Below are 20,732 nucleotides of genomic sequence, written 5' to 3' on the forward strand. Positions count from 1 at the left end.
TCAGATGAGTCAATTTACGATCTATCGATCAACAGGAGAACATGAACTATTTAAGCCGGTATCAGAGGAACAATTGAAATTGCTTCAATCGGACCGGGAGCCAATTGAAGTCAAGCTGGATGATCAGCATACTTTTCAGGAGATGGATGGTTTCGGAGCTTCATTTACCGATTCGTCAGCGTATCTGATTCATCAGATATTGAGTGAAGAACAAAGGGAGGATCTGATGATAAGGCTGTTCCACCCAGAAAATGGCATCGGCTTGTCGGTCATTCGCAATCCAATGGGCGCTTCCGATTATGCCAGAACGGTATACAGCTATAATGATCTGCCAGAAGGGGAAACTGATCTGGATCTCGCCCGTTTCAGTATTGCCCATGATGAGGAGGATGTAATTCCCTTAACCCGGAAGGCGCTCGAATTAAATCCGGATCTGAAGCTCTTTCTTTCGCCCTGGAGTGCCCCGGGTTGGATGAAAACAAGCGGGTCCATGATTACGGGACAACTGAAGCCTGAGTATTATCCGGTGTATGCCGAATATTTTGCCAAAACCATCAAAGCGTACGCGGAACATGGATTGCCCGTCCATGCAGTGACACCGCAGAATGAGGCATTGTATGAACCGGGCCATTATCCAGGCATGCTGATGCCTGCGGAAGCACAGGCGGATTTTATTAAAAATTATCTGAAACCTGCCTTTGTCAGCCAAGGTATTCAGACCAAAATTCTCTGTTATGATCACAACTGGGATGAACCGGGTTATCCACTTACGGTGCTGGAGCAGGCGGGAGAGGAAGTTGACGGCGTTGCCTGGCACTGGTACGGGGGTGAAGCATCGGCACAAACAAAAGTCTATCAAGCGTACGCCGGAAAGGAAGTACATTTTACAGAAGGATCAGGAGGGGAATGGATTCCTCCGTTCCAACAAGCGTTCTCAAACGTCATGCGTACGGGAATTCAAATATTACGCAACTACAGTAAGTCTTTTGTACTTTGGAATATGGCACTTGATGAAAACAATGGGCCGACGGTTCCGGGCTTTGGTCGCAGTACTTGCCGGGGAATCGTGCAGGTGAATCAGCAAACAGGTGAGCTTGTGTATACGCTGGATTATTATGCCTTGGCTCATTTTAGTGCAATCATTCGCCCGCAGGCCGTTCGAATTGACTCCAGTTCCAGTCAAGAATCCATATATAACGTTGCCTTCCGTAACAAGGATGGTTCAATTGCCGTAGTGCTCTTCAATGAGGGAGAAGTGTCCGAAAATATCCGATTGAAGATACGCAATGATGAGCTTCTGAATCTGACAATGGAGCCACAAAGCGCCTGGTCTATATTGATTCCCAATCCATCATAAGAACAGAGAAAAGCCGATATGCAGAGAGAAACCACTCTGCGTACCGGCTTTTTGCATACCTTTTATATCATCTGAATAGCGAGATTCGGTGTTCCTCCGCTATCGTCGACGAATAATACATATTGATTCCCACTCGTTCCTGTCAAAACCAGTCCGGGTTGGTTCAAGACGCCCGGATTATAATATAACAACTGCTGCAGAGCCGGTAAGACAGCGGGAAGGGTTGGCTGATTCAGAGCCATGATCTGGGTAGCTGCTTTTACACTGTCCCCTGCCTCGATCACTCCGCCGACACCAAGGTTATTCGTAATGGATGCACTATCATTAATCTGCAGGTTGTTCGCAATGGTCTGGTTTCCGTTGACCTGCAGGTCTACTCCGATCGTTTCATTGCCATTCACTTGCAGATCCTGATTGATGGTCTGGCTTCCCGTTACGAGAATGCTATTAAATGTTGGCAAACATATCAACTCCCATCTGGTCTTGATATATTCTATGAGGACAAGATCCGGATGGACACGGGGTTCTTGCACATTTATAAGGAGATTTCCCAATCACTTCTGGTTGAACACCTAAAAATACAACTCTAGAAACCTAGCCAGTCTTCCATGCATATTGTAGGCAGTGAGCGTCAATCCGCTTGAGACGGGAGGGATCGGTCATCGCTAAAAAGAGACGGATGCAAGTTAAATCTCAAAAAAACAAGCTTTCTGCAGAGCAACCCAACCGAATGTTGATAAAACAGGTGAATGCCACTTTGAATCGGAAACTGAAGTCAATTCAGCATCATCTGACCGCCCAACAGGCGGATCTGCAGCAGCATATGATGGAAACTCTACAGGATGTCATTCATCCACCCAAGGAAGTTCCTCCGGATATCGTCTACAAACAATTGAATGTTCTCTTCATTACGCCTTGTAATGATCGAGCATCCTCTTCCATTTCCATTCTCGTGGAACAGAGTTTGAGGCATCTGGTGAAAAGCATATATGAAATGAAGACGATTCAGCCTGTTGGACCTTATTTGGAACGTTCCAAAACGGACCTGGTTCTCGTACTGGGCGGGGAAGATGGAGAGATTTTGCCAGAGGAGAGCATGGAAGCCTTAAGGACCTCACCGATCAATAAGGCCATTTGGTTAACCGACCTATCCGGTGTGAAGCATTCGGAATCATTCATTTCCATATTTGACTATGTGTTTACACAGAAAGCGGAGAACATTCCAACCTATGGACGCATGAGTAATGCACGATGTTATGAGGTTCCTTTTCCGCCAAATCCTAACGTATATTACCCGCAGTCCGTACTCAAACAAGATGAGTCGGATGTCTATATCATTGGAGATGCTCAGCCGGGCAGCAGCCTTGTTGAGTTGGCGAATCATGCGTTGTTATCCGGCAAAAAGGTTCGAGTGGAGGGGGAAGGGTGGAAGCGATTCGGATCGTTTATACCCGTGCATGCACATGAGGATCGGGCTGCGTTATACAACGGCAGCAAAATGGTTATTCAGGACAACTCTTCGGTTAGGAGCGTGTTGGAGGTAGCCGCTTGCGGCACGTTTCAGCTGAATTCGATATCGACGAATAGGAATCTGGATACGGACGTGTTCCAAAGCTATAACTCGCAGGAGGAGCTCATAGAGAAGTTTGACTTCTACTGGAACCGGGTGGATCAGCGAAGACTGGCGGCTTCCAGGGCAATGGCTTATGTCAAATACAATCATTCCTATCTTCAGAGCAGCCTGCAGCTTCTGGATCGAATCTTCCGATAAATCCGGCTGACGTATGGAGGAATCCCGATTGAAACTTATTGCGTTGCATTTACCTCAATTTCATCGTATTGCCGAGAATGACAGGTGGTGGGGAGAAGGTTTCACCGAATGGACCAATGTGAAAAAGTCAGTTCCCTTGTACTCCGGGCATGTTCAGCCCAGGAAACCATTACAAGAGAAATACTATGATCTGACCGACCCTGCAGTGCGCAAATGGCAGGCAGATACAGCAAGGAATCACGGGATATACGGATTTTGTTATTATCACTATTGGTTTAAGGGCAAGCGTCTGCTCGAAAAGCCGTTTGATGAGATTATACAAACCGGAGAACCTGATTTTCCATTTTGCCTGTCGTGGGCAAATGAAACCTGGACACGTAAATGGGATGGTCAGGAATCGGACGTTCTCATTTCACAGGACTATGGGGACGAGAATGACTGGAAAGAACATTTCGAATATTTGGTAAGGGCATTTAAAGACAAACGGTATATCCGGGTGGACGGTAAGCCCATGTTCCTTATTTATCGGCCTGCCAGCATCCCCCGTTGTGAGGATATGATTCGGTACTGGCGCAAACTCGCAGTGAAGCACGGGCTTGAGGGTATTCATTTTGTTGAAACGATAGGCGGTTTCCCGACTTACGACAGTCAGGTGTTTGATGCAAGCATGGAATTTGAGCCGCATTATACCTTTGCCCATGGTCACACTAACGAAATTTGGATCGAGCTGAACATCGGCAGTCGCAAGCATACTGTGGTGAACTACGACAAGGTATGGTCTGCCATTCTGGAAAGATCACCGCATCGAAACGGGGAGATCATCTACCCTGGTGCTTTTGTAAATTGGGATAATACACCCCGTCGGGGCATGGACGGGCAGAGTACCATCGGCTCGACTCCGGAGAAATTCGGGGTATATCTGTCAAGGCAGCTGGAACGGAGCAGGCATGGGTACAAGAGTGAGTTCATGTTCGTCAATGCCTGGAATGAGTGGGCGGAAGGGGCATACCTTGAACCGGATGAAGAGTACGGATATGCCTATTTGAAAGAAATCAAGAAACTCATCCAGGCAAGGAGTCATTGAAATTCATAACCAGCTGTTGTAACTCACGGGGTTCCTTACTCAGGGAACTCCTTTTGATGTTCAGGAACAGGGATACATAACCAGTATTATGTTACCAATAGCGTCGTTTGTTTGCGGAATTCAGTCGGGGTTAAACCTGTATGCTTCTTGAACAGCCTCGAAAAATAATACAAATCCCGAAATCCGAGATGTTCAGCAATGATGGTAATGGTGTTCTGCGTACAGCTGAGCAGCTCCTTGGCTTTGTCCACTTTTTTGCCCGTAATGTAGTGAATGGGCGGTATGCCAACCTGCTGCTTGAAGAAGCGAATGAAATAGTTGGGATGCATATAAGCGATCTGCGCCAGATCCTGAACGGTAATATTTTCTTCAATATGGGCATCGATATAGGCCAGTATGGCAGACATTTTCTCCATGACGGGTATATTCAGATACGTGATCTGTTCCAGATCCAGATTCATCAGATAGTGGGATATAAGCTCCATCAGTTTGCTTTTGGCCATCATGTGAGCATACACTTCACCCGATCTCGCATACAGAAGAATATGATTGAAGATTTCATTGACCAATTCAGGGCGTTCTATGGTGCAGAAGTGAGGGAACTTCAAAATTTGAAATAAATTAATTCCCCCGACCTTAGCGCTGAAATGACACCAATACTTCAGAAAAGGCTGTTCGCTAATGACTGAATAGGATTGAGTAACCCCCTCAGGCATCAAATATAGCTGTCCAGGTACAGGATAATACTCCTGATCCCCAATCTTTAACCATCCTTCTCCTTCGCTGATCCAATAAAATTTGCTGTAGTCGGGGGTGTAATCCAGATCACGCCAGTCGGCATCGCACCGATTGTAGTTGACCATGTACAATTCCACCTGCAGGTTGGACAGGTAGTTCGTAAGCAGCGTCTGATGATTCATGAGCATATCTCCTTACAAGGTTATTATTGTGCATCCAAAAGTTAGTGTTCTGCATGTCTATCCCTTCAACCTACCGCTACAATACTAGGGAACAGGATAACGAAAGGGATGAGAACAGATGATGGAGCATACCGAATATTTGCAAAAGATTGAAGCCACCATTGCTGAAGGCCGATTCAAGGATAACTGGAAGTCACTCCGTGCGTATCAGGTCCCGGATTGGTACAGGAATGCCAAGTTCGGCATTTTCATTCACTGGGGACTGTATTCCATTCCAGCTTATGATAGTGAGTGGTACTCACGTAATATGTATATCCAGGGTTCCAAAGCCCATGAACACCATCTTGAAGTATATGGACACCCGAAGGATTTTGGATATAAGGATTTCATTCCCATGTTCCGTGCGGAAAAGTTCGATGCAGACGAATGGGCCACACTATTCAAAAAGGCTGGAGCCAGATACGTGATGCCTGTCGCTGAGCACCATGACGGATTTCAAATGTATAAAAGCTCCATTTCCCACTATAACACAGTTGAAATGGGACCCAAACGGGATCTTCTGGGGGAGATGAAGACCGCTTATGAGAAGCAAGACCTTACATTGTGCGTCTCCTCGCACCGGGCAGAGCACTGGTTCTTCATGTCCCACGGGAAGGAATTCGAATCGGATATCCAGGAACCCCTTAGTCGCGGAGATTTTTACTGGCCTGCCATGCCAGAACCCGACCACCATGATCTGTATGGCTCGCCTCCTTCCGAGGAGTTTCTGGAAGACTGGCTGATTCGCTGCTGTGAGCTGGTGGATCAATATCAGCCGCGAGTCTTTTATTTTGATTGGTGGATTCAGACTGCAGCCTTCAAGCCCTACCTGAAAAAATTCAGCGCGTATTACTATAACAAAGGAGAAGAGTGGGGAATTCCTGTAGTCATTAACTACAAACATGATGCGTTTGTGCTGGGGTGTGCCGTTCCCGACGTGGAACGAGGGCAGTTTGCCGACCTCAAGCCTTATTACTGGCAAACCGATACGGCCGTCGCCAAAAACTCCTGGTGTTACACGGAAAATAACAACTACAAAACAGCGAATGAAATCATCAGGGATCTAGTCGACATTGTGAGTAAAAACGGCAATCTGCTTCTCAACGTGGGACCAAAAGCGGATGGCAGCATACCCGAGGAAGACCGGGATATTCTGTTAGCCATAGGGGAGTGGCTCGAAGTGAACGGAGAGGCTATCTATGATACTTCCTTCTGGCGTACTTACGGTGAAGGACCGACAGAAGTGAAGGAAGGCCAATTCACGGACGGAGATACCAAGATGTTTACCAGTGAAGATATTCGTTTTACAGTAAAAGACAGCTTTCTCTACGCCACGGTTCTTGTCTATCCGGACAACGGAGAGGTTCGTATTCGATCCATGAAAGAGAATTCACATCACTTCCATGGAATAATCGAAAGCATTGAGATTTTGGGATTTGATGAACGCCCTCAATGGGTAAGAACAGCAGATGCGCTGACGATCACAACAACAAATGTGAAGAGCGAATCGCCTGTTGTATTCAAGATTGAAATGGACTAAGAAAAGGATGGAGCCGGCAGCATTGTCGGTTCTTTTTGTTATTCCAATGGTTGTGTCGAGGGTGTGCTATGTATTTCAGTTGTCTCTTACACAGCAAGTCTTAGTCATAAAGACATGATTTGAATCTAGCACAATACCAATGGTGCGCAATTATGAAAAAATGATTTCAAGTTAAGAGAGACATCAGACATATAAAAGCATTAAATAGTCTTATTTTCAATATTTTTCTAGAAAAGTGCTTGTATATATCAAATGGTGACGATATACTATTCCATAAAAATCCAGTTAAATTGCAATTTGGTTATTACATGTAATTTTAAAGAGATTCCTACATCACTCGCACAAATCGCAAATGAACGTTTCATTCACTCCCTGGCAAGCTTTCTGCTAACGCAGGTGATTACCCTCCTATATGAATGCTTATCAACATTCACTCTCATGTTTGGGCCTATCAATCTTCCATTTCTAAACTTTCAAGACTTACAATCTGCTGCTACCGTTTCATATCGCCTGTGTAACCAGACCTTTAAAGGAGGTGAGGCTCTATGTAATGATTCGGGCGTCTATTGGTGTCCGCAAAAGGCCGTAATTCCATTTTGATTTTAATTGAGAAGGGCTTAAGCACCAGAATAATCCAAAAACCGGGTAAAAGGAGTGGAAAAGTTTGATTAAGAGTAATCGGTTACGCAAGCCCATCTCCATGGGCCTCTCGCTTCTCCTTGCATTTTCGATTGTACATCCGGTTTCAGCTGAAAACTCCACATCACAAAAAATCAACATGAAATCAAGCCTGGCCAAGGTTTCGACATCCAAAGTCAACGCGAAATTGACCAAACAGTTTGAGGATAGCGACTATGTCACCTATCTCGTGAAAATGAAGGAGCAGGTGGACACGTCAGCAGTCTCGAAACAGGCCATGGAAAAGGCGACAATCGAGAAACAGACGGCTTCAGCGACCAAGCTGTCCGTACGCAATTCGGTTGTCAGCTCTCTCCGGGAAACGGCTTCGCGGACGCAGTACACGCTCGAAAGCTATCTCGAGAAACAACTTGACGAAGGCAAGGTCAAAGAATATAAAAGCTATTTTATCGTCAATTCACTCGCCGTAACGAGTACCAAGGAAGTCATGGAACAGATTGCTCTGCTGCCTGAAGTGGAGAAAGTTCTCCCTAACGAAACGCGTTATTTGCAAAAAGCTGAGGTGAACAAAGAAAAGGCAAGTGCGGCTCCGGCTGCAGATCCTGCAAAAACACCGGTCAAAGAAGATGCAGCAACTTCCAAAGACTCGGCAGCTGCAACAAAGGATAACCTGGCAACAGAAAATGTTGAATGGAATATCGATTATATCAATGCACCCGCAGTTTGGGAGAGAGGAATCGATGGAACAGGCATCGTCGTTGCCAACTTGGATAGTGGGGTTGATTACAATCATCCAGCTCTTCGCAGCAAATGGAGAGGATTCGATGCATCTGGTAATATCGTTGATCCAGAGCTTAGCTGGTATGATCCACATAGTAACGCTTCCCTGCCTGCGGATGAAGACGGGCATGGTACACATACGATGGGTACGATGGTGGGTTCGGAGGAAGATGGAAGCAATCAGATCGGTGTGGCTCCAGGTGCCAAATGGATCGGTGTGCGGATATTCAATCCGGAAACCACCGATGCCATTATCCTGGACGGCGGGCAATGGCTGATCGCTCCAGTGGATGCCGAAGGCAACCTTCATCCTGAGCTCGCCCCGGATGTTGTCAACAATTCCTGGGGTGGTGGTGCAGGACTGGACGAGTGGTTCCGGCCGATGGTACAAGCCTGGCGGGATGCACAGATTTTCCCTGAGTTTTCGGCAGGTAATGTGAGATTAACGAATCCAGGTGGCCCAGGTTCAGTTGCGAATCCAGCGAATTATCCGGAAAGCTTCGCTACAGGAGCAACAGATATTAACGGTAACCTGGCCTCATTCTCACTTCTGGGTCCATCTCCATATGATGAAATCAAGCCGGAAGTCTCGGCACCAGGAGTCAATATCCGATCTGCTGTTCCTGGCGGGGTATACGAGGGAGGCTGGGATGGAACATCTATGGCTGGTCCCCATACGACAGCACTTGCTGCATTACTGCTCCAGGCCAATCATTCCCTGAGCGTAGATCAGCTGGAACAGATCATTATGGATACGGCAACACCGCGAACGGACAGTCAATATCCGACTTCGCCCAACAACGGTTACGGGCATGGCATTATTAATGCCTTGGACGCTGTGGGTTCCGTCCTAGAAGGAATAGGAACCGTATCAGGACGAGTGGTAACGGCAGGAGATGATCTGGAAGAACCGGTACTCCAGCATACACCTGTGAATTCAGCTTTTACCGGACTCGACATTCCGCTGACGGCTCATGTAACGGATAATGTGGGAGTGGTCTCCGTAGAGGCTTTTGCCAAAACAACGGGAACAAGCCAGTATGTCTATCTGCCGATGAATCGCATAGCAGGGGACAGCAAGGATGGAACCTATTCCGCTTCCATTCCGGCATTCTTGATCGAACCTGCAGGCGTGGAATATTATATCCGGGTTAACGATTACGGCAACAACGGATTTGACAGCCAGGTGTACAAAGTGGCTGTATCCAATGGGGTCCAACCTGGATATGTTCAGGATTTTGAAGAAGATCAGTTGGGCTTCACAACTGGCGGTACAGGAAGCACATGGGTTTGGGGTGCGCCAACCAGCGGACCTGGCAGTGCAGCCTCCGGTGAGAAGGTCATTGCCACCAACCTGGAAGGTACGTATGCAGCAAACAGCAACGCCTATCTGCTCGCTCCACCTATTGATCTTACCGAAAGTCCAGAAGGGGCATTACTCTCGTTCAAACACTGGTTTGATCTGGAGAGCAATATTGACTTCGGTAAGGTATACATCGCCACGGAAGACAGTGACTATGTATTTGAAGAACTGTTAAGCTTTACGGGCACAGGCGGTGATTGGAAAACCCAGTATGTGGACCTGCGTGAATATGCAGGACAACAGGTATTCATCCAGTTTAATCTGACCAGTGACAGCACTGTACAGAAGGCAGGCTGGTATATCGATGACTTTTCTGTACAAGCACCAGATGATATCGCCCCGGGTGCACCTGTAGAGCTGAGCGCTACAGCTGACGTTTTGGGTAATGTGGCGTTATCCTGGAATGGACCTGACAATGAGGATTTGGAGTCTTATGTCGTGTATCGTTCGACAACTTCGGGTTCCGAATACGAGGCGATCGGAAATACAAGAGCGACAACATTTACGGATACAGCTACAGTAACGGATACAACGTACTATTACACCGTTGCGGCTCTGGATTATAGCGGCAATGAGAGTGAAAAGTCGAATGAGGTATCCATATCGGTTGAGGTGCCGGAAGACATTTACGTCGACCAATTTGACGGTAGTGACGATAATGGCTGGACTCATTCGGGAACGAAGGATGAATGGGAACGCGGGGTTCCAGTTAATGGACCAGCAAGTGCCGTTTCTCCGCCAAATGTCTGGGCAACGGATCTGGACAGTACGTATGAGAATGGTTCAAACTATTCACTGGTTTCACCCGTTGTGGATTTGACGGATACCAATGATGCTACCCTGACATTCAACCACTGGTATGAAATTGAGGGCGGATATGATTTTGGCTATGTGGAAGCTTCATCTGATGGTGGAAGCACATGGTCAGAGCTGGGCAAGTTCTCTCATAATTCTAATGGCAAGCAATGGACACCGGTTTTTTATGACCTGAGTTCGCTGACTGGAAACGAAGTTCAATTCCGATTCCGCCTGACCTCAGATAGCAGTGTGGTCAAGACCGGCTGGTATATTGACGATTTCCGGATCTTGAGCATTGCTCCAGAGACGGTTACACAGGATAGTTCGGTAGTGCTCAGCAGTGACAAGCCAAAACCGGAATATGACAACTCCTGGTACAAGGTTACACGAACCGATAAGGCAGAATTCAATCAATCCAAGCAGCGGCAGCCTGTGGCTGAGAAACCGGAAACAGGCACTGTTAATCCACAAAGCCTGCCTGCAAGTGCAACGGTTACGGTCATTGAAACCGGACGTTCGGTGAAAACAGATCCATCCACAGGGAAATACAGCTTCACTCATGTGGCGGGTGATTATACATTGAAAGCGGAGGCTTATGGTTATTATCCGCGTACACAAGCAGTAACCATTACCGATGGTAGTGGTGCAAAAGCCAATTTCAATCTGGAAGCTATACCTCATGGTACGATTGAAGGTATCGTTACTGATGAACGGACAGGAGAACCTCTGGCTGATGCTTCTGTTCTGGTACTGGAAGATGCCCAGATAGGTGAGGTTCGCACCGGGTCGGACGGCAGTTTCGTACTTGATGTGCTGGAAGGAAGTTACACCGTCTCCGTCAGAGCTGCAGACTATTACAGTAAAACCGTTAATGTGACGGTACCAGGAAATGGTGCTGCGGATGCAAGTGTGGCATTGAAGCCGTTTATTGGTTTCCCTGGAGAAATCGCATATGATGACGGTACAGCGGAAAATGCAAGAGCCTTTGTAGCCGCAGATAATGCCTGGGCGGTCCGGATGACACCTGAGCAAGCAACCGCTCAAGTAACAGGCGCATCGTTCCGGTTCTGGAACTCAGAGTGGCCTGTGCCTGGTGGAACCGCATTCCAATATGCTGTCTATGATGCTTCCGGGGCGAATGGAGCACCGGGGCGTTTGCTGGCAGGACCGTTTGAGGGAACAGCACTTCGCAATGATCAGTGGACCAGCGTTGAATTCCCAGAACCGGTCATCACGAGCGGAGATTTCTATATCGTGTATGTACAATCTGTTGCAGGAACAAGTGCTCCGGGACTGGCTACCGATGAGAACGGAACCAATGCCGGACGAAGCTGGCAGCGCGTAAGCGGCGTATGGGACACAGCACCGGCAGAAGAAGGTAACTATATGATCCGGGCAGTGGTGAGATATCCGGTAAACGCACCCGTACTTACGGCACCAAGCAATACCTATACCAATAAAACTACATTCACCGTATCAGGTACTTCTCCGGCGAATGGAGCTCAGATCAAAATTTACAATGGCAAAGATGTAGCAGGGACAACAACGGTAACCAACGGAACGTTCAAGTTTGACGCCAAACTCCGTTCCGGAGTCAATGCCTTTACTGCAGAGGCAATAATTGATGGTAAAGTAACGGATCGCTCACTTCCTGTTGTTATTATCCAGGATCTGACGCCTCCGCAATTAACACTTCTTACGCCTGAGGAAGGAAGCCGAACCAACGCTGAAGTCGTGCATGTTACAGGCAGCGCCGTGGATCAATTCCTCAACAAGGTTACGGTAAACGGCGAGACAGTCAAGTTGGAGAAAGACCGAAGCTTCAGTCATCGTATTCTCGTCAATGAAGGCGAAAACACGATTACAGTCATTGCGACGGACGTCGCGGGCAATAAAACAACGGTAACCCGTAAAGTCTACGTGGAAACAACGCTGCCTGAGTTGACCAATATTGCACCTGCCGAAGATGTGCGAATTGCGTCCGGAGAAACCGTAACGGTCTCCTTCGACAGTGCTCCAGGACTGCAGGCTTCATTCCGAATCCAGCTGCCGCTGAATCTGAATGCGGAAGGCGGATCGGAGATTCCACTGGTGGAGACAGAACCCGGTCATTATACGGGCACATATACTACACCTTCCTCGTTAGTCCTTGAGGGTGGAGTCATTGTGATTCGCGTTCAGGATGCAGCGGGCAACAAAATCGAGACCGAAGCACCAGGCCGGTTATACGTAACTGCCGGGGAAGAGAACACCCCTGAACCGGAACCAGATCCGGAACCAGAACCAGAGTCACCTGTAGAAGAGAATTTGCTCCCTTAAATCGCGAAAGGATCCAAGAAATAGAATCCATTCAATGAAATAAGACCAGGGCCATGCAATTGCATGAGCCCTGGTCTTGTTTTGGATGTTCAACATGAGCCTTTAAACCTCAATGTGAAGCCTTCTAACCGAAAAATCATGGAGGAGACAGCTTCTTGGCTTGTTGAACTCAGAATGTCGACTCTGAATAGGATGTCGTAATTTTATATATTTGTTGTCGTCTGTTTCTATTAAAATTAAACGAAGTCTGTGATAACTTATATTTAAATGTCAGGATATTATATACTAGGAGGTAAGACATCGTGACCATTCGAATTGGTAAAATAAGCTTGTGGCATGTGCATGCATGGGATTATATCAAGCAAGTCCAGGAACATGAGGATACTGAAATTGCAGCTGTATGGGATGACAATGCTCAACGCGGGCAGGAAGCTGCCGAACGACTGAATGTACCCTACTTTTCATCTCTTGAAGAGATGCTGGCACAGAAGGACATTGACGCCGTGATCGTGGATGCACCTACTCGTGACCACCAGGACGTTATCACCGCCGCTGCAAGAGCAGGTAAACATATTTTTACGGAAAAAGTCATTGCTTCAACGGTAAAAGAAGTGAATGCCATCCTGGATGAAGTCCGTGAGCAGGGCGTCAAGATGACCGTATCCTTACCTCGATTAAATGACGGATATACGCTAACCATTCAGGATGTGCTCCAGCAAGGTTTATTGGGGAAAGTGACTTATGTCCGGGTTCGCCTGTCTCATAACGGAGCGATTGCCGACTGGCTGCCACAGCATTTTTATAACTTGGAGGAATGTCAGGGAGGTGCTATGATTGACCTGGGGTGCCATCCGATGTATTTAACCAGACTCTTTTTGGGTCAGGAAGTGACAGGTGTGAGTGCCAATTTCGGCTATGTCACAGGCAAAGAGGTAGAAGATAATGCAGTTGCAACCCTATTTACGGATTCTGGAGCGATCGGTGTGGTTGAGGCGGGTTTCGTGAACAGTCACTCTCCATTTACCATTGAAGTTCATGGAACGGAAGGGACCTTGTTGTATGGTACTCCTGACGACAGGCTGCTGATCCGGACCAATGCGGGTACAGAGGCGGTTAAAGAGTGGACTGAGCTTCCGTTGCTGGAGAAAAGAGAAAGCGCATTCAGTCAGTGGGTTTCCCATATTCAGAATGATTCCTTGGCTGCTGAGAATCTGCAGATTGCTGCCGAGCTGACACGCCTGATGGAAGCTGCAAACACCTCTGCCAAGGAAGGACGCAGGATCTCCCTCAGTGATTTGCAAGGTTAGGCTGGTTGGGGAGGTACGATAATTGAACCGATATCCTTTTGAAAAAATGCTTGAACGACAGGATCTCCTCGAGCGTTTGGACATTACCATTGCTTGGGGACATTACGAAATACGGGTTTTACGATTTCACTTGACGTCATTTCCGGCAGGTCGAATCGTTGATTTTCATAACCATGCGGAATTTGAATTTCATTTTATACCGCGGGGCAAGGGGAAAGTTATTCTGGGAGACCAGATGCATTCCTTGTCCGAAGGCATGCTTTATTTGACCGGGCCTGGCGTCGTTCACTATCAGGAGGCCGATGCCGAAGAAGACATGGATGAACTATGTCTTCATGTGGATATTGTCGAGCAGCCCAGAGAGGATGTAGATCCGTGGGAAGCCGCAGAATCCGAGGAAACGATCGCCAAGCTCAAGGCGCTGCCCCTCGTTCCGGTGTATGATTATCACCGGGCCATGAACTGTTTTTTGGAAGCGTATGAAGCATGTGATCGTAAACTGATCGGGTATTATACATCCATTAAACAGCTTGTGATCAGCATTCTGCTGAGAACCGTTCGTGCCCATGATAACGGCGAAATCCGGGTTGAAGCACCGGAGCGGGATATGTCCATGTACAGGTATGAATATGCTGTGCAGTATATGGAGGCCAACTATTCCAATGTTGTCACACTGGAACATGTGGCAGAGAAGCTACATATCAGCACCAGACAACTGCAGCGGATATTTTATCAGGTGCAGCCAGGCATGCCGTTCAGCCGTGTGCTGGAAGATATTCGTCTTGGCGCGGTGTGCCGCAATCTGGAGGAGAGCAACGGATCGATTGAACAGATCGCACTTGTCTCCGGTTTTACCAATGCCAACTATTTGCATGCCGTCTTCCGCAAGCGCCTGGGGATGACCCCGTCCGCTTTTCGGAAGATGAAACAAACCAAATCAAAAGTGAGGGTGAATGGATATGAGTAAAGTGTATCGAATTGGAATTGTTGGATGTGGCGGGATTGCGAATGGCAAGCATCTGCCAAGTTTGAGCAAGCTCGATAATGTTGAACTGGTTGCATTCTGTGATATTGTTCCTGAACGGGCTGAGGAAGCCAAAGAGAAATATGGCAGTGCAGAAGCCGAAGTATACACGGACTATCAGGAGCTGCTGAAAGATGAAACGATTGACATCGTTCACGTACTCACACCTAATATTTCGCATGCCGAAATCTCCATTGCTGCGCTTGAAGCCGGCAAACACGTCATGTGTGAAAAACCGATGGCGAAGACATCCGCCGAAGCACAGAGCATGCTTGAAGCAGCTGAACGCACAGGCAAAAAGCTGACCATTGGATACAATAACCGCTTCAGAGAAGACAGCTTGTACCTGAAGCAGATGTGCGAAGCAGGCGAGCTGGGATCGATCTATTACGCCAAGGCACATGCGATTCGCAGAAGAGCCGTACCGACATGGGGTGTTTTCCTCGATGAAGAAAAACAAGGCGGCGGACCACTGATCGATATCGGTACACATGCACTGGACCTGACACTCTGGATGATGGACAATTACAAACCGAAAGTGGTTCTGGGCACGACCTATCATGAGCTCTCCCAAAAAGAAAATGCAGCAAATGCATGGGGACCGTGGGATCCGAAGAAATTCTCGGTTGAGGATTCGGCCTTCGGCATGATCGTGATGGAAAATGGTGCGACCATCATGCTGGAATCCAGCTGGGCGCTGAATTCGCTGGATGTGGATGAAGCAAAATGCAGTCTTAGTGGAACGGAAGCCGGAGCCGACATGAAGAATGGCCTGCGCATTAACGGCGAGAAATTCAGCCGTCTCTATACGAATGAGATCTCCCTTAGTGCAGACGGCGTAGCGTTCTACGACGGGAAGTCGGAAAGTGCGCCGGATGTTGAGATGAGAAAATGGATTGAAGCTATCGATAAAGATCAAGAGCCTGTAGTTACACCTAAACAAGCTCTGGTTGTATCACAAATTCTCGAAGCTCTCTATGAATCTGCCCGCACAGGAAAAGCGGTGTACTTGAACGAGCAAAACTAATTCTTTAGATGCCAAACCAATTAAACGATGGGAAGACGCTGCTGATATTTGGCAGCGTCTTTTTCGTTATTAGACTATGCATTTCGTCGGATTAAAAAAATATTTGTAACATTTCGAAAAAAAATCATTGCATATATGTTTACTCGGAATTATATTATGAATAAGAGTTTAATGGTATAAGGTTTAGACATTATATCGATCGGAGTGTTGATATGTTCAACCAAGCGACTTTCCAGTTTGAGAAAGTTTCTGCAATAAAGGTCAGTGAGTTTATCAGAGAACAGTTAGAGGAAGCTATTATCCTTAAAGAAATCATGAGTGAAGATCAGCTCCCTTCGGAACGTGAACTTGCCGAAATATTCAATGCAAGCCGAATTACGGTTCGTGAAGCCTTATCTGCTCTTGAGAGTAAGGGATTGATTGAAAAACGTGTTGGTGCCAAGGGAGGAACATTCGTACTCCCTATTACGGCTAATGCACACAAAAGAACCAAGGAAGAAATTATGCGTGACTGGGATCAGATGTTACATGTGTTTGAATATCGGACAATCGTGGAGCCGGAAGGTGCTTTTCTGGCTGCTGAGCGGATCACCGCAGGCGAACTGGAGCTTCTGGAAGGTTACATCAAACAGAGTACTGAGCCAGATTGTACCCGGGAATGGTTCAGGGCACTGGACGTCAAGTTTCATCTGTCAATTGCCAAGGCGTCAGGGAATCCTTACCTGGAAACGGCAGTCAGACAGATTCGTACCAAGATCAATCCTGCGCTGGATCTAATGCCATACGATGAGAACATTCGGGTCCTTAACCAAGGAGTACATACCGAGATACTTGAAGCACTGAAATCACGTGATCCGGTGAAATCTCGAGATACGATGAAACGTCACATTGCATTTTCCGCTGATGCCATCTATTCACGGTTGGTCTCATCAGAACCACAGGAAGGGAATGAGCACTAATGGAACAAACAACACTATTTGAACTCGCACAGCAGCTGCAGCCGAAGCTCACGAACTGGCGGAGAGACCTCCATCGCCATCCTGAAATCGGATACGAAGAGGTGCGGACTTCAGGCATCGTGGCCGAGCATCTGGAGAGCCTTGGGCTTGAAGTGACCCGTCATGTTGGCAGGACCGGGGTTGTCGGTTTGCTCCGGGGGGAAACGGATGGTCCAACCATTGCACTCCGGGCAGATATGGATGCCCTTCCGATCCAGGATCAGAAATCGGCGGAGTACAGTTCCCAGGTTGAAGGCAAGGCTCACTTATGCGGTCATGATGCCCACACCACCATTTTGATGGGAGCGGCTGAACTGCTTACCGGTCTCGGCAGACCGAAGTCGGGCAACATCAAGTTTGTGTTCCAGCCAGCAGAAGAGGGACTGGCCGGCGCACGGGCCATGATTCAGGACGGTGTACTGGAGAATCCGAAGGTAGATGCGATCGCAGGTCTGCATGTGACACCTGGCCAGGATACGGGCACCGTTGGTGTTAGTAAAGGGGTTGCTTTTGCTTCAGCAGACCGTCTGGTGATTCGTGTATTTGGCAAAGGTGGACATGCTGCACGGCCGCATGAAGGCATCGATGCGATTGCTGTATCTGCTCAGGTCATCACAGCGCTGCAGAATATCGCCAGTCGTTTGGTGGATCCGCTGGAGCCTGTTGTGGTTACCATTGGCAAAATCACTGGCGGGTATATGGGCACAGCCATTGCGCCAGAGGTGGAGATGATCGGTACGGTCCGCACACTGTCACCCACCCTTCGTGAACGCATGCCTGCATTGATTGAACAAGTCGTTAGCGGGGTGTGCGCTTCCTTCGGCGCAGGGCATGAAGTTGTTTATGGCGATGGATATCCGGTCGTGGTGAACGATCATGCGATGGTTGACCTGCTTACCGAAACTGTTGATGGATTGGATTGGGCAAAAGGATGGAGCAGCATTCCACCTTCTACTGGCGGTGAGGATTTTGCCTTCTATTGCGAACAGATTCCTGGCGTTTTCTTCCGTCTTGGTTCGGGCAATGAGGAAGAGCGGACAAGATATCCGCTGCATCATCCGATGTTTGATCTGGATGAAACGGCAATGCCTTATGGTGTAGGCATGCTGTCATCCATAGCGCTTGAGTTTTTGGCAAGACACACGACTTCTGAGGGGGAACGTTCCAAATGAAAAAAAGACAATGGACTGGCATGTGGATTACATTACTGGCTGTAGCATTGGTGCTCAGCGCATGCGGTGGAACAAGTACAGGCACTGACAGCAACTCGGCATCAAGTGGAAGCGAAGGCAGCGGAGCTGCCAGCACAACACTTACGATTGCAGCAGCTACGGATATTGAGAGCTTCGATCCGCATAACAACAACAATACATCCAGTGAGGCGGTTCTGGTTAACGTATTCGATTATCTGATCAAAAACGACAGTGAACAAAATAAAGTGCCTGGACTTGCTGAATCCTGGGAACAAGTGGATGACACCACCTGGCGTTTCAAGCTGCGTGAAGGGGTTTCGTTCCATAATGGCGATCCATTCACTTCAACAGACGTCAAATATACAATCGAGCGTGTAGCCAAAGATGAAACGCTTAAACAAAACAGCTATTTCAAAAATATCGTTGAAGTTAAAGCCGTAGATGAGCATACGGTGGATATCATTACAGACGGACCGGATCCGCTCCTACTTAACCGTCTCTCCAAAATGGGAGCAGGCATCCTGCCTGCCAAATATATCGAGGAAAATGGCATGGATGCTTTCCTGAAACAGCCGGTAGGAACCGGACCATATAAATTCAGCAAATGGACCAAAGATGATCGTGTGGTACTCGCGAAGAATGAGAACTACTATGGCGATGAACCGAAATGGAATGAAGTCGTATTCCGCGTAATCCCTGAGGCTTCCACACGGGTATCCGAACTGCTCGCGGGTGGAGTTGACGTAGCTGCATCGATTCCATCTACAGACATCGCCCGCATTGAAGGTGAAGCAGACAAGAAAATTGTCAAAGCGCCAATCCAGCGTGTGCTGCAGCTGATCTTCCGTCAGACAGAAGGCAGCATTACAGCTGATCCGAAAGTCCGTGAAGCCATTGATCTGGCCATCGACAAACAAGGTATTGTCGACAGCATTGCAGGCGGAGCAGGTATCGTCACCCGTACATCGGTAACGCCAGGTAACTTTGGTGCAGATCCGTCATTATACAAAACATCCCTATATGATCTGGAAAAAGCCAAACAGCTTCTGAAAGAAGCGGGTTACGCTGAAGGTGAAGCCGAGATGACTATTTCCGTTTCATCACAATATAAGGAACAGGTCGAAGTTGTGGCTGCCATGCTGGAGCAAGCAGGCTTCAAAATCAATATGGACGTGCTGGAGCCAAGTGCTTTCAGTGAACGTTACAGCTCCAAATCATTCAAGGAAATCTTCATGATCGGTATCGGCAATTCCTTGTTCGACGCTTCAAACAACTACAATCGTTACATGTTGGAAGAAGCAAAAGGAGAGTCGGATTACGATAATCCGGAAGTGGAGGAATTGCTTCAATCTGCATTGGTGAACATGGACCCTGAGGCTCGGGAAAAAGAGTACCAGCAAGTACAGCAAATCTTCGCAGAAGAACGTCCAGCCGTGTATCTGTACCAGATGGAAGGGGTCTACGGAACGAATGCACGCGTGAACTTCACGCCGCGCAGTGATGAAATGTTCTATGCCGACGAGATTACACCTGCAGCACAGTAAGACCCGGCAGAACAACTGGTCATTGCAACGTTAGGCCGTGAACGGCAGGGACTGGGTAGACCAAGTTCCTGCCGTTCTTTTGTATCGCATGGAGGTGAATAAGGATGGGGAAGTACGTATTCAAATCTTTACTGCAAGTCATTCCGGTATTATTCATTGTATCGCTGATTGTGTTTATATTGGTCAGGGTCACGGGTGATCCTGTTGCCCTGATGCTCCCCGAGACTGCCACAGCGGAAGACCGCGCAGTGCTTACAGAAGCGCTTGGGCTGGATCAACCGCTCTACACGCAATACATGAAATTCCTGGGCAGTGCATTGCAGGGCGATTTTGGTCAATCTTTTCGCTATGGACAACCAGCCCTGCAGCTTGTTCTGGAGAGATTGCCTGCCAGCTTTGAACTAGCTGTAGCAGCCATGCTTTTTGCCGTTCTGATGGCTGTGCCGCTGGGTGTCATTTCGGCGGTTAAACGTAATACGTTTACCGATCTGATCATTTCGGGGATATCCGTCATCGGTAAGGCGATGCCGAACTTCTGGATGGGTATCATGCTGATCCTGTTGTTCTCTGTAATATTGGGTGTTCTGCCCGTCTCGGGCCGTGGTGGTCTGTCGCATTTGATCTTGCCCGCATTTACCCTTGGTGTAGGTCTGGCCGCACAGATGACCCGTCTTATTCGTTCCAGTATGCTGGAAATTCTAAGTCAGGATTATATTCGTACGGCACGAAGCAAGGGGCTTGGCCGGATGGTCGTGATTGGGAGACATGCGTTCCGGAACGGCTTGATCCCGGTGGTAACGATTATGAGCTTGCAGTTTACGAGTCTGATCGGCGGAACACTTATTACGGAAACGGTGTTCTCTTGGCCGGGGCTGGGACAGCTTCTGGTCGTCGCCGTCAATACACATGACATGGCGATTGTACAGGCAGCCGTGTTTGTCATTGCATTAATCGTAGTTATAACCAATATCCTGACGGATGTAGCATACCGGCTGCTTGATCCGCGCATTAAATTCGACTAGAGGGAGG

At 47.9% G+C, this 20,732-nt stretch carries 14 protein-coding genes; 12 read left to right on the forward strand and 2 right to left on the reverse strand.

Going from position 1 to position 20,732, the window contains the following annotated elements; all coding sequences use genetic code 11:
* The first annotated feature begins 4 nt into the window (after positions 1-4).
* Positions 5-1,357, forward strand: coding sequence for a glycoside hydrolase family 30 protein (locus MHB82_RS13225; protein WP_341174884.1), 1,353 nt, complete (start codon positions 5-7; stop codon positions 1,355-1,357).
* Between the two features lie 62 nt (positions 1,358-1,419).
* Here MHB82_RS13225 and MHB82_RS13230 read toward each other — a convergent pair whose 3' ends face one another.
* A complete protein-coding gene (locus MHB82_RS13230) occupies positions 1,420-1,818 on the reverse strand; it encodes a hypothetical protein (protein WP_095358301.1) in 399 nt (132 codons plus the stop codon).
* Positions 1,819-2,114: 296 nt separating this feature from the next.
* Between MHB82_RS13230 and MHB82_RS13235 the strand changes: the two genes are divergently transcribed.
* Positions 2,115-3,128, forward strand: a complete 1,014-nt coding sequence (locus tag MHB82_RS13235) for a glycosyltransferase family protein (RefSeq protein WP_341174885.1) — start codon at positions 2,115-2,117, stop codon at positions 3,126-3,128.
* Between the two features lie 28 nt (positions 3,129-3,156).
* Positions 3,157-4,212, forward strand: coding sequence for a glycosyltransferase WbsX family protein (locus MHB82_RS13240; protein WP_341174886.1), 1,056 nt, complete (start codon positions 3,157-3,159; stop codon positions 4,210-4,212).
* An 86-nt stretch (positions 4,213-4,298) separates the two neighbouring features.
* On the opposite strand, the gene MHB82_RS13245 is transcribed toward MHB82_RS13240, so the two are convergent.
* Positions 4,299-5,132: an AraC family transcriptional regulator gene (locus tag MHB82_RS13245; RefSeq protein ID WP_341174887.1), complete on the reverse strand. Its 834-nt coding sequence runs from the start codon at positions 5,130-5,132 to the stop codon at positions 4,299-4,301.
* Positions 5,133-5,250: 118 nt separating this feature from the next.
* On the opposite strand from MHB82_RS13245, the gene MHB82_RS13250 reads away from it, so the two are divergent.
* The 9 genes from MHB82_RS13250 to MHB82_RS13290 all read left to right on the forward strand — a co-directional run bounded on the left by MHB82_RS13250 (position 5,251) and on the right by MHB82_RS13290 (position 20,725).
* Entirely contained in the window at positions 5,251-6,711 is a 1,461-nt protein-coding gene (locus tag MHB82_RS13250) for an alpha-L-fucosidase (RefSeq protein ID WP_341174888.1), read from the forward strand.
* A gap of 664 nt (positions 6,712-7,375) precedes the next feature.
* The gene (locus MHB82_RS13255) at positions 7,376-12,610 is read left to right on the forward strand and encodes a S8 family serine peptidase (RefSeq protein WP_341174889.1); all 5,235 of its coding nucleotides are present in this window, start codon (positions 7,376-7,378) and stop codon (positions 12,608-12,610) included.
* A 302-nt stretch (positions 12,611-12,912) separates the two neighbouring features.
* Positions 12,913-13,917, forward strand: a complete 1,005-nt coding sequence (locus MHB82_RS13260; RefSeq protein ID WP_341174890.1) for a Gfo/Idh/MocA family protein — start codon at positions 12,913-12,915, stop codon at positions 13,915-13,917.
* Between the two features lie 22 nt (positions 13,918-13,939).
* Positions 13,940-14,884, forward strand: coding sequence for an AraC family transcriptional regulator (locus tag MHB82_RS13265; RefSeq protein WP_341174891.1), 945 nt, complete (start codon positions 13,940-13,942; stop codon positions 14,882-14,884).
* On the forward strand, positions 14,877-15,968 hold the full coding sequence (locus MHB82_RS13270; protein WP_095358295.1) for a Gfo/Idh/MocA family protein: 1,092 nt from the start codon (positions 14,877-14,879) through the stop codon (positions 15,966-15,968). The genes MHB82_RS13265 and MHB82_RS13270 overlap by 8 nt, the downstream gene beginning before the upstream one ends.
* 212 nt (positions 15,969-16,180) lie before the next feature.
* Positions 16,181-16,927, forward strand: a complete 747-nt coding sequence (locus MHB82_RS13275; RefSeq protein ID WP_095358294.1) for a FadR/GntR family transcriptional regulator — start codon at positions 16,181-16,183, stop codon at positions 16,925-16,927.
* On the forward strand, positions 16,927-18,138 hold the full coding sequence (locus tag MHB82_RS13280; protein ID WP_341174892.1) for a M20 metallopeptidase family protein: 1,212 nt from the start codon (positions 16,927-16,929) through the stop codon (positions 18,136-18,138). The genes MHB82_RS13275 and MHB82_RS13280 overlap by 1 nt, the downstream gene beginning before the upstream one ends.
* Positions 18,135-19,703, forward strand: coding sequence for an ABC transporter substrate-binding protein (locus tag MHB82_RS13285; protein WP_341174893.1), 1,569 nt, complete (start codon positions 18,135-18,137; stop codon positions 19,701-19,703). Before MHB82_RS13280 ends, MHB82_RS13285 begins: the two co-directional genes overlap by 4 nt.
* A gap of 104 nt (positions 19,704-19,807) precedes the next feature.
* The gene (locus tag MHB82_RS13290; RefSeq protein ID WP_110822343.1) at positions 19,808-20,725 is read left to right on the forward strand and encodes an ABC transporter permease; all 918 of its coding nucleotides are present in this window, start codon (positions 19,808-19,810) and stop codon (positions 20,723-20,725) included.
* Positions 20,726-20,732: the final 7 nt, after the last annotated feature.

Source organism: Paenibacillus sp. FSL K6-2862 (assembly GCF_038005125.1).
In the GTDB taxonomy this organism is placed as follows: Bacteria; Bacillota; Bacilli; order Paenibacillales; family Paenibacillaceae; genus Paenibacillus; species Paenibacillus illinoisensis_A.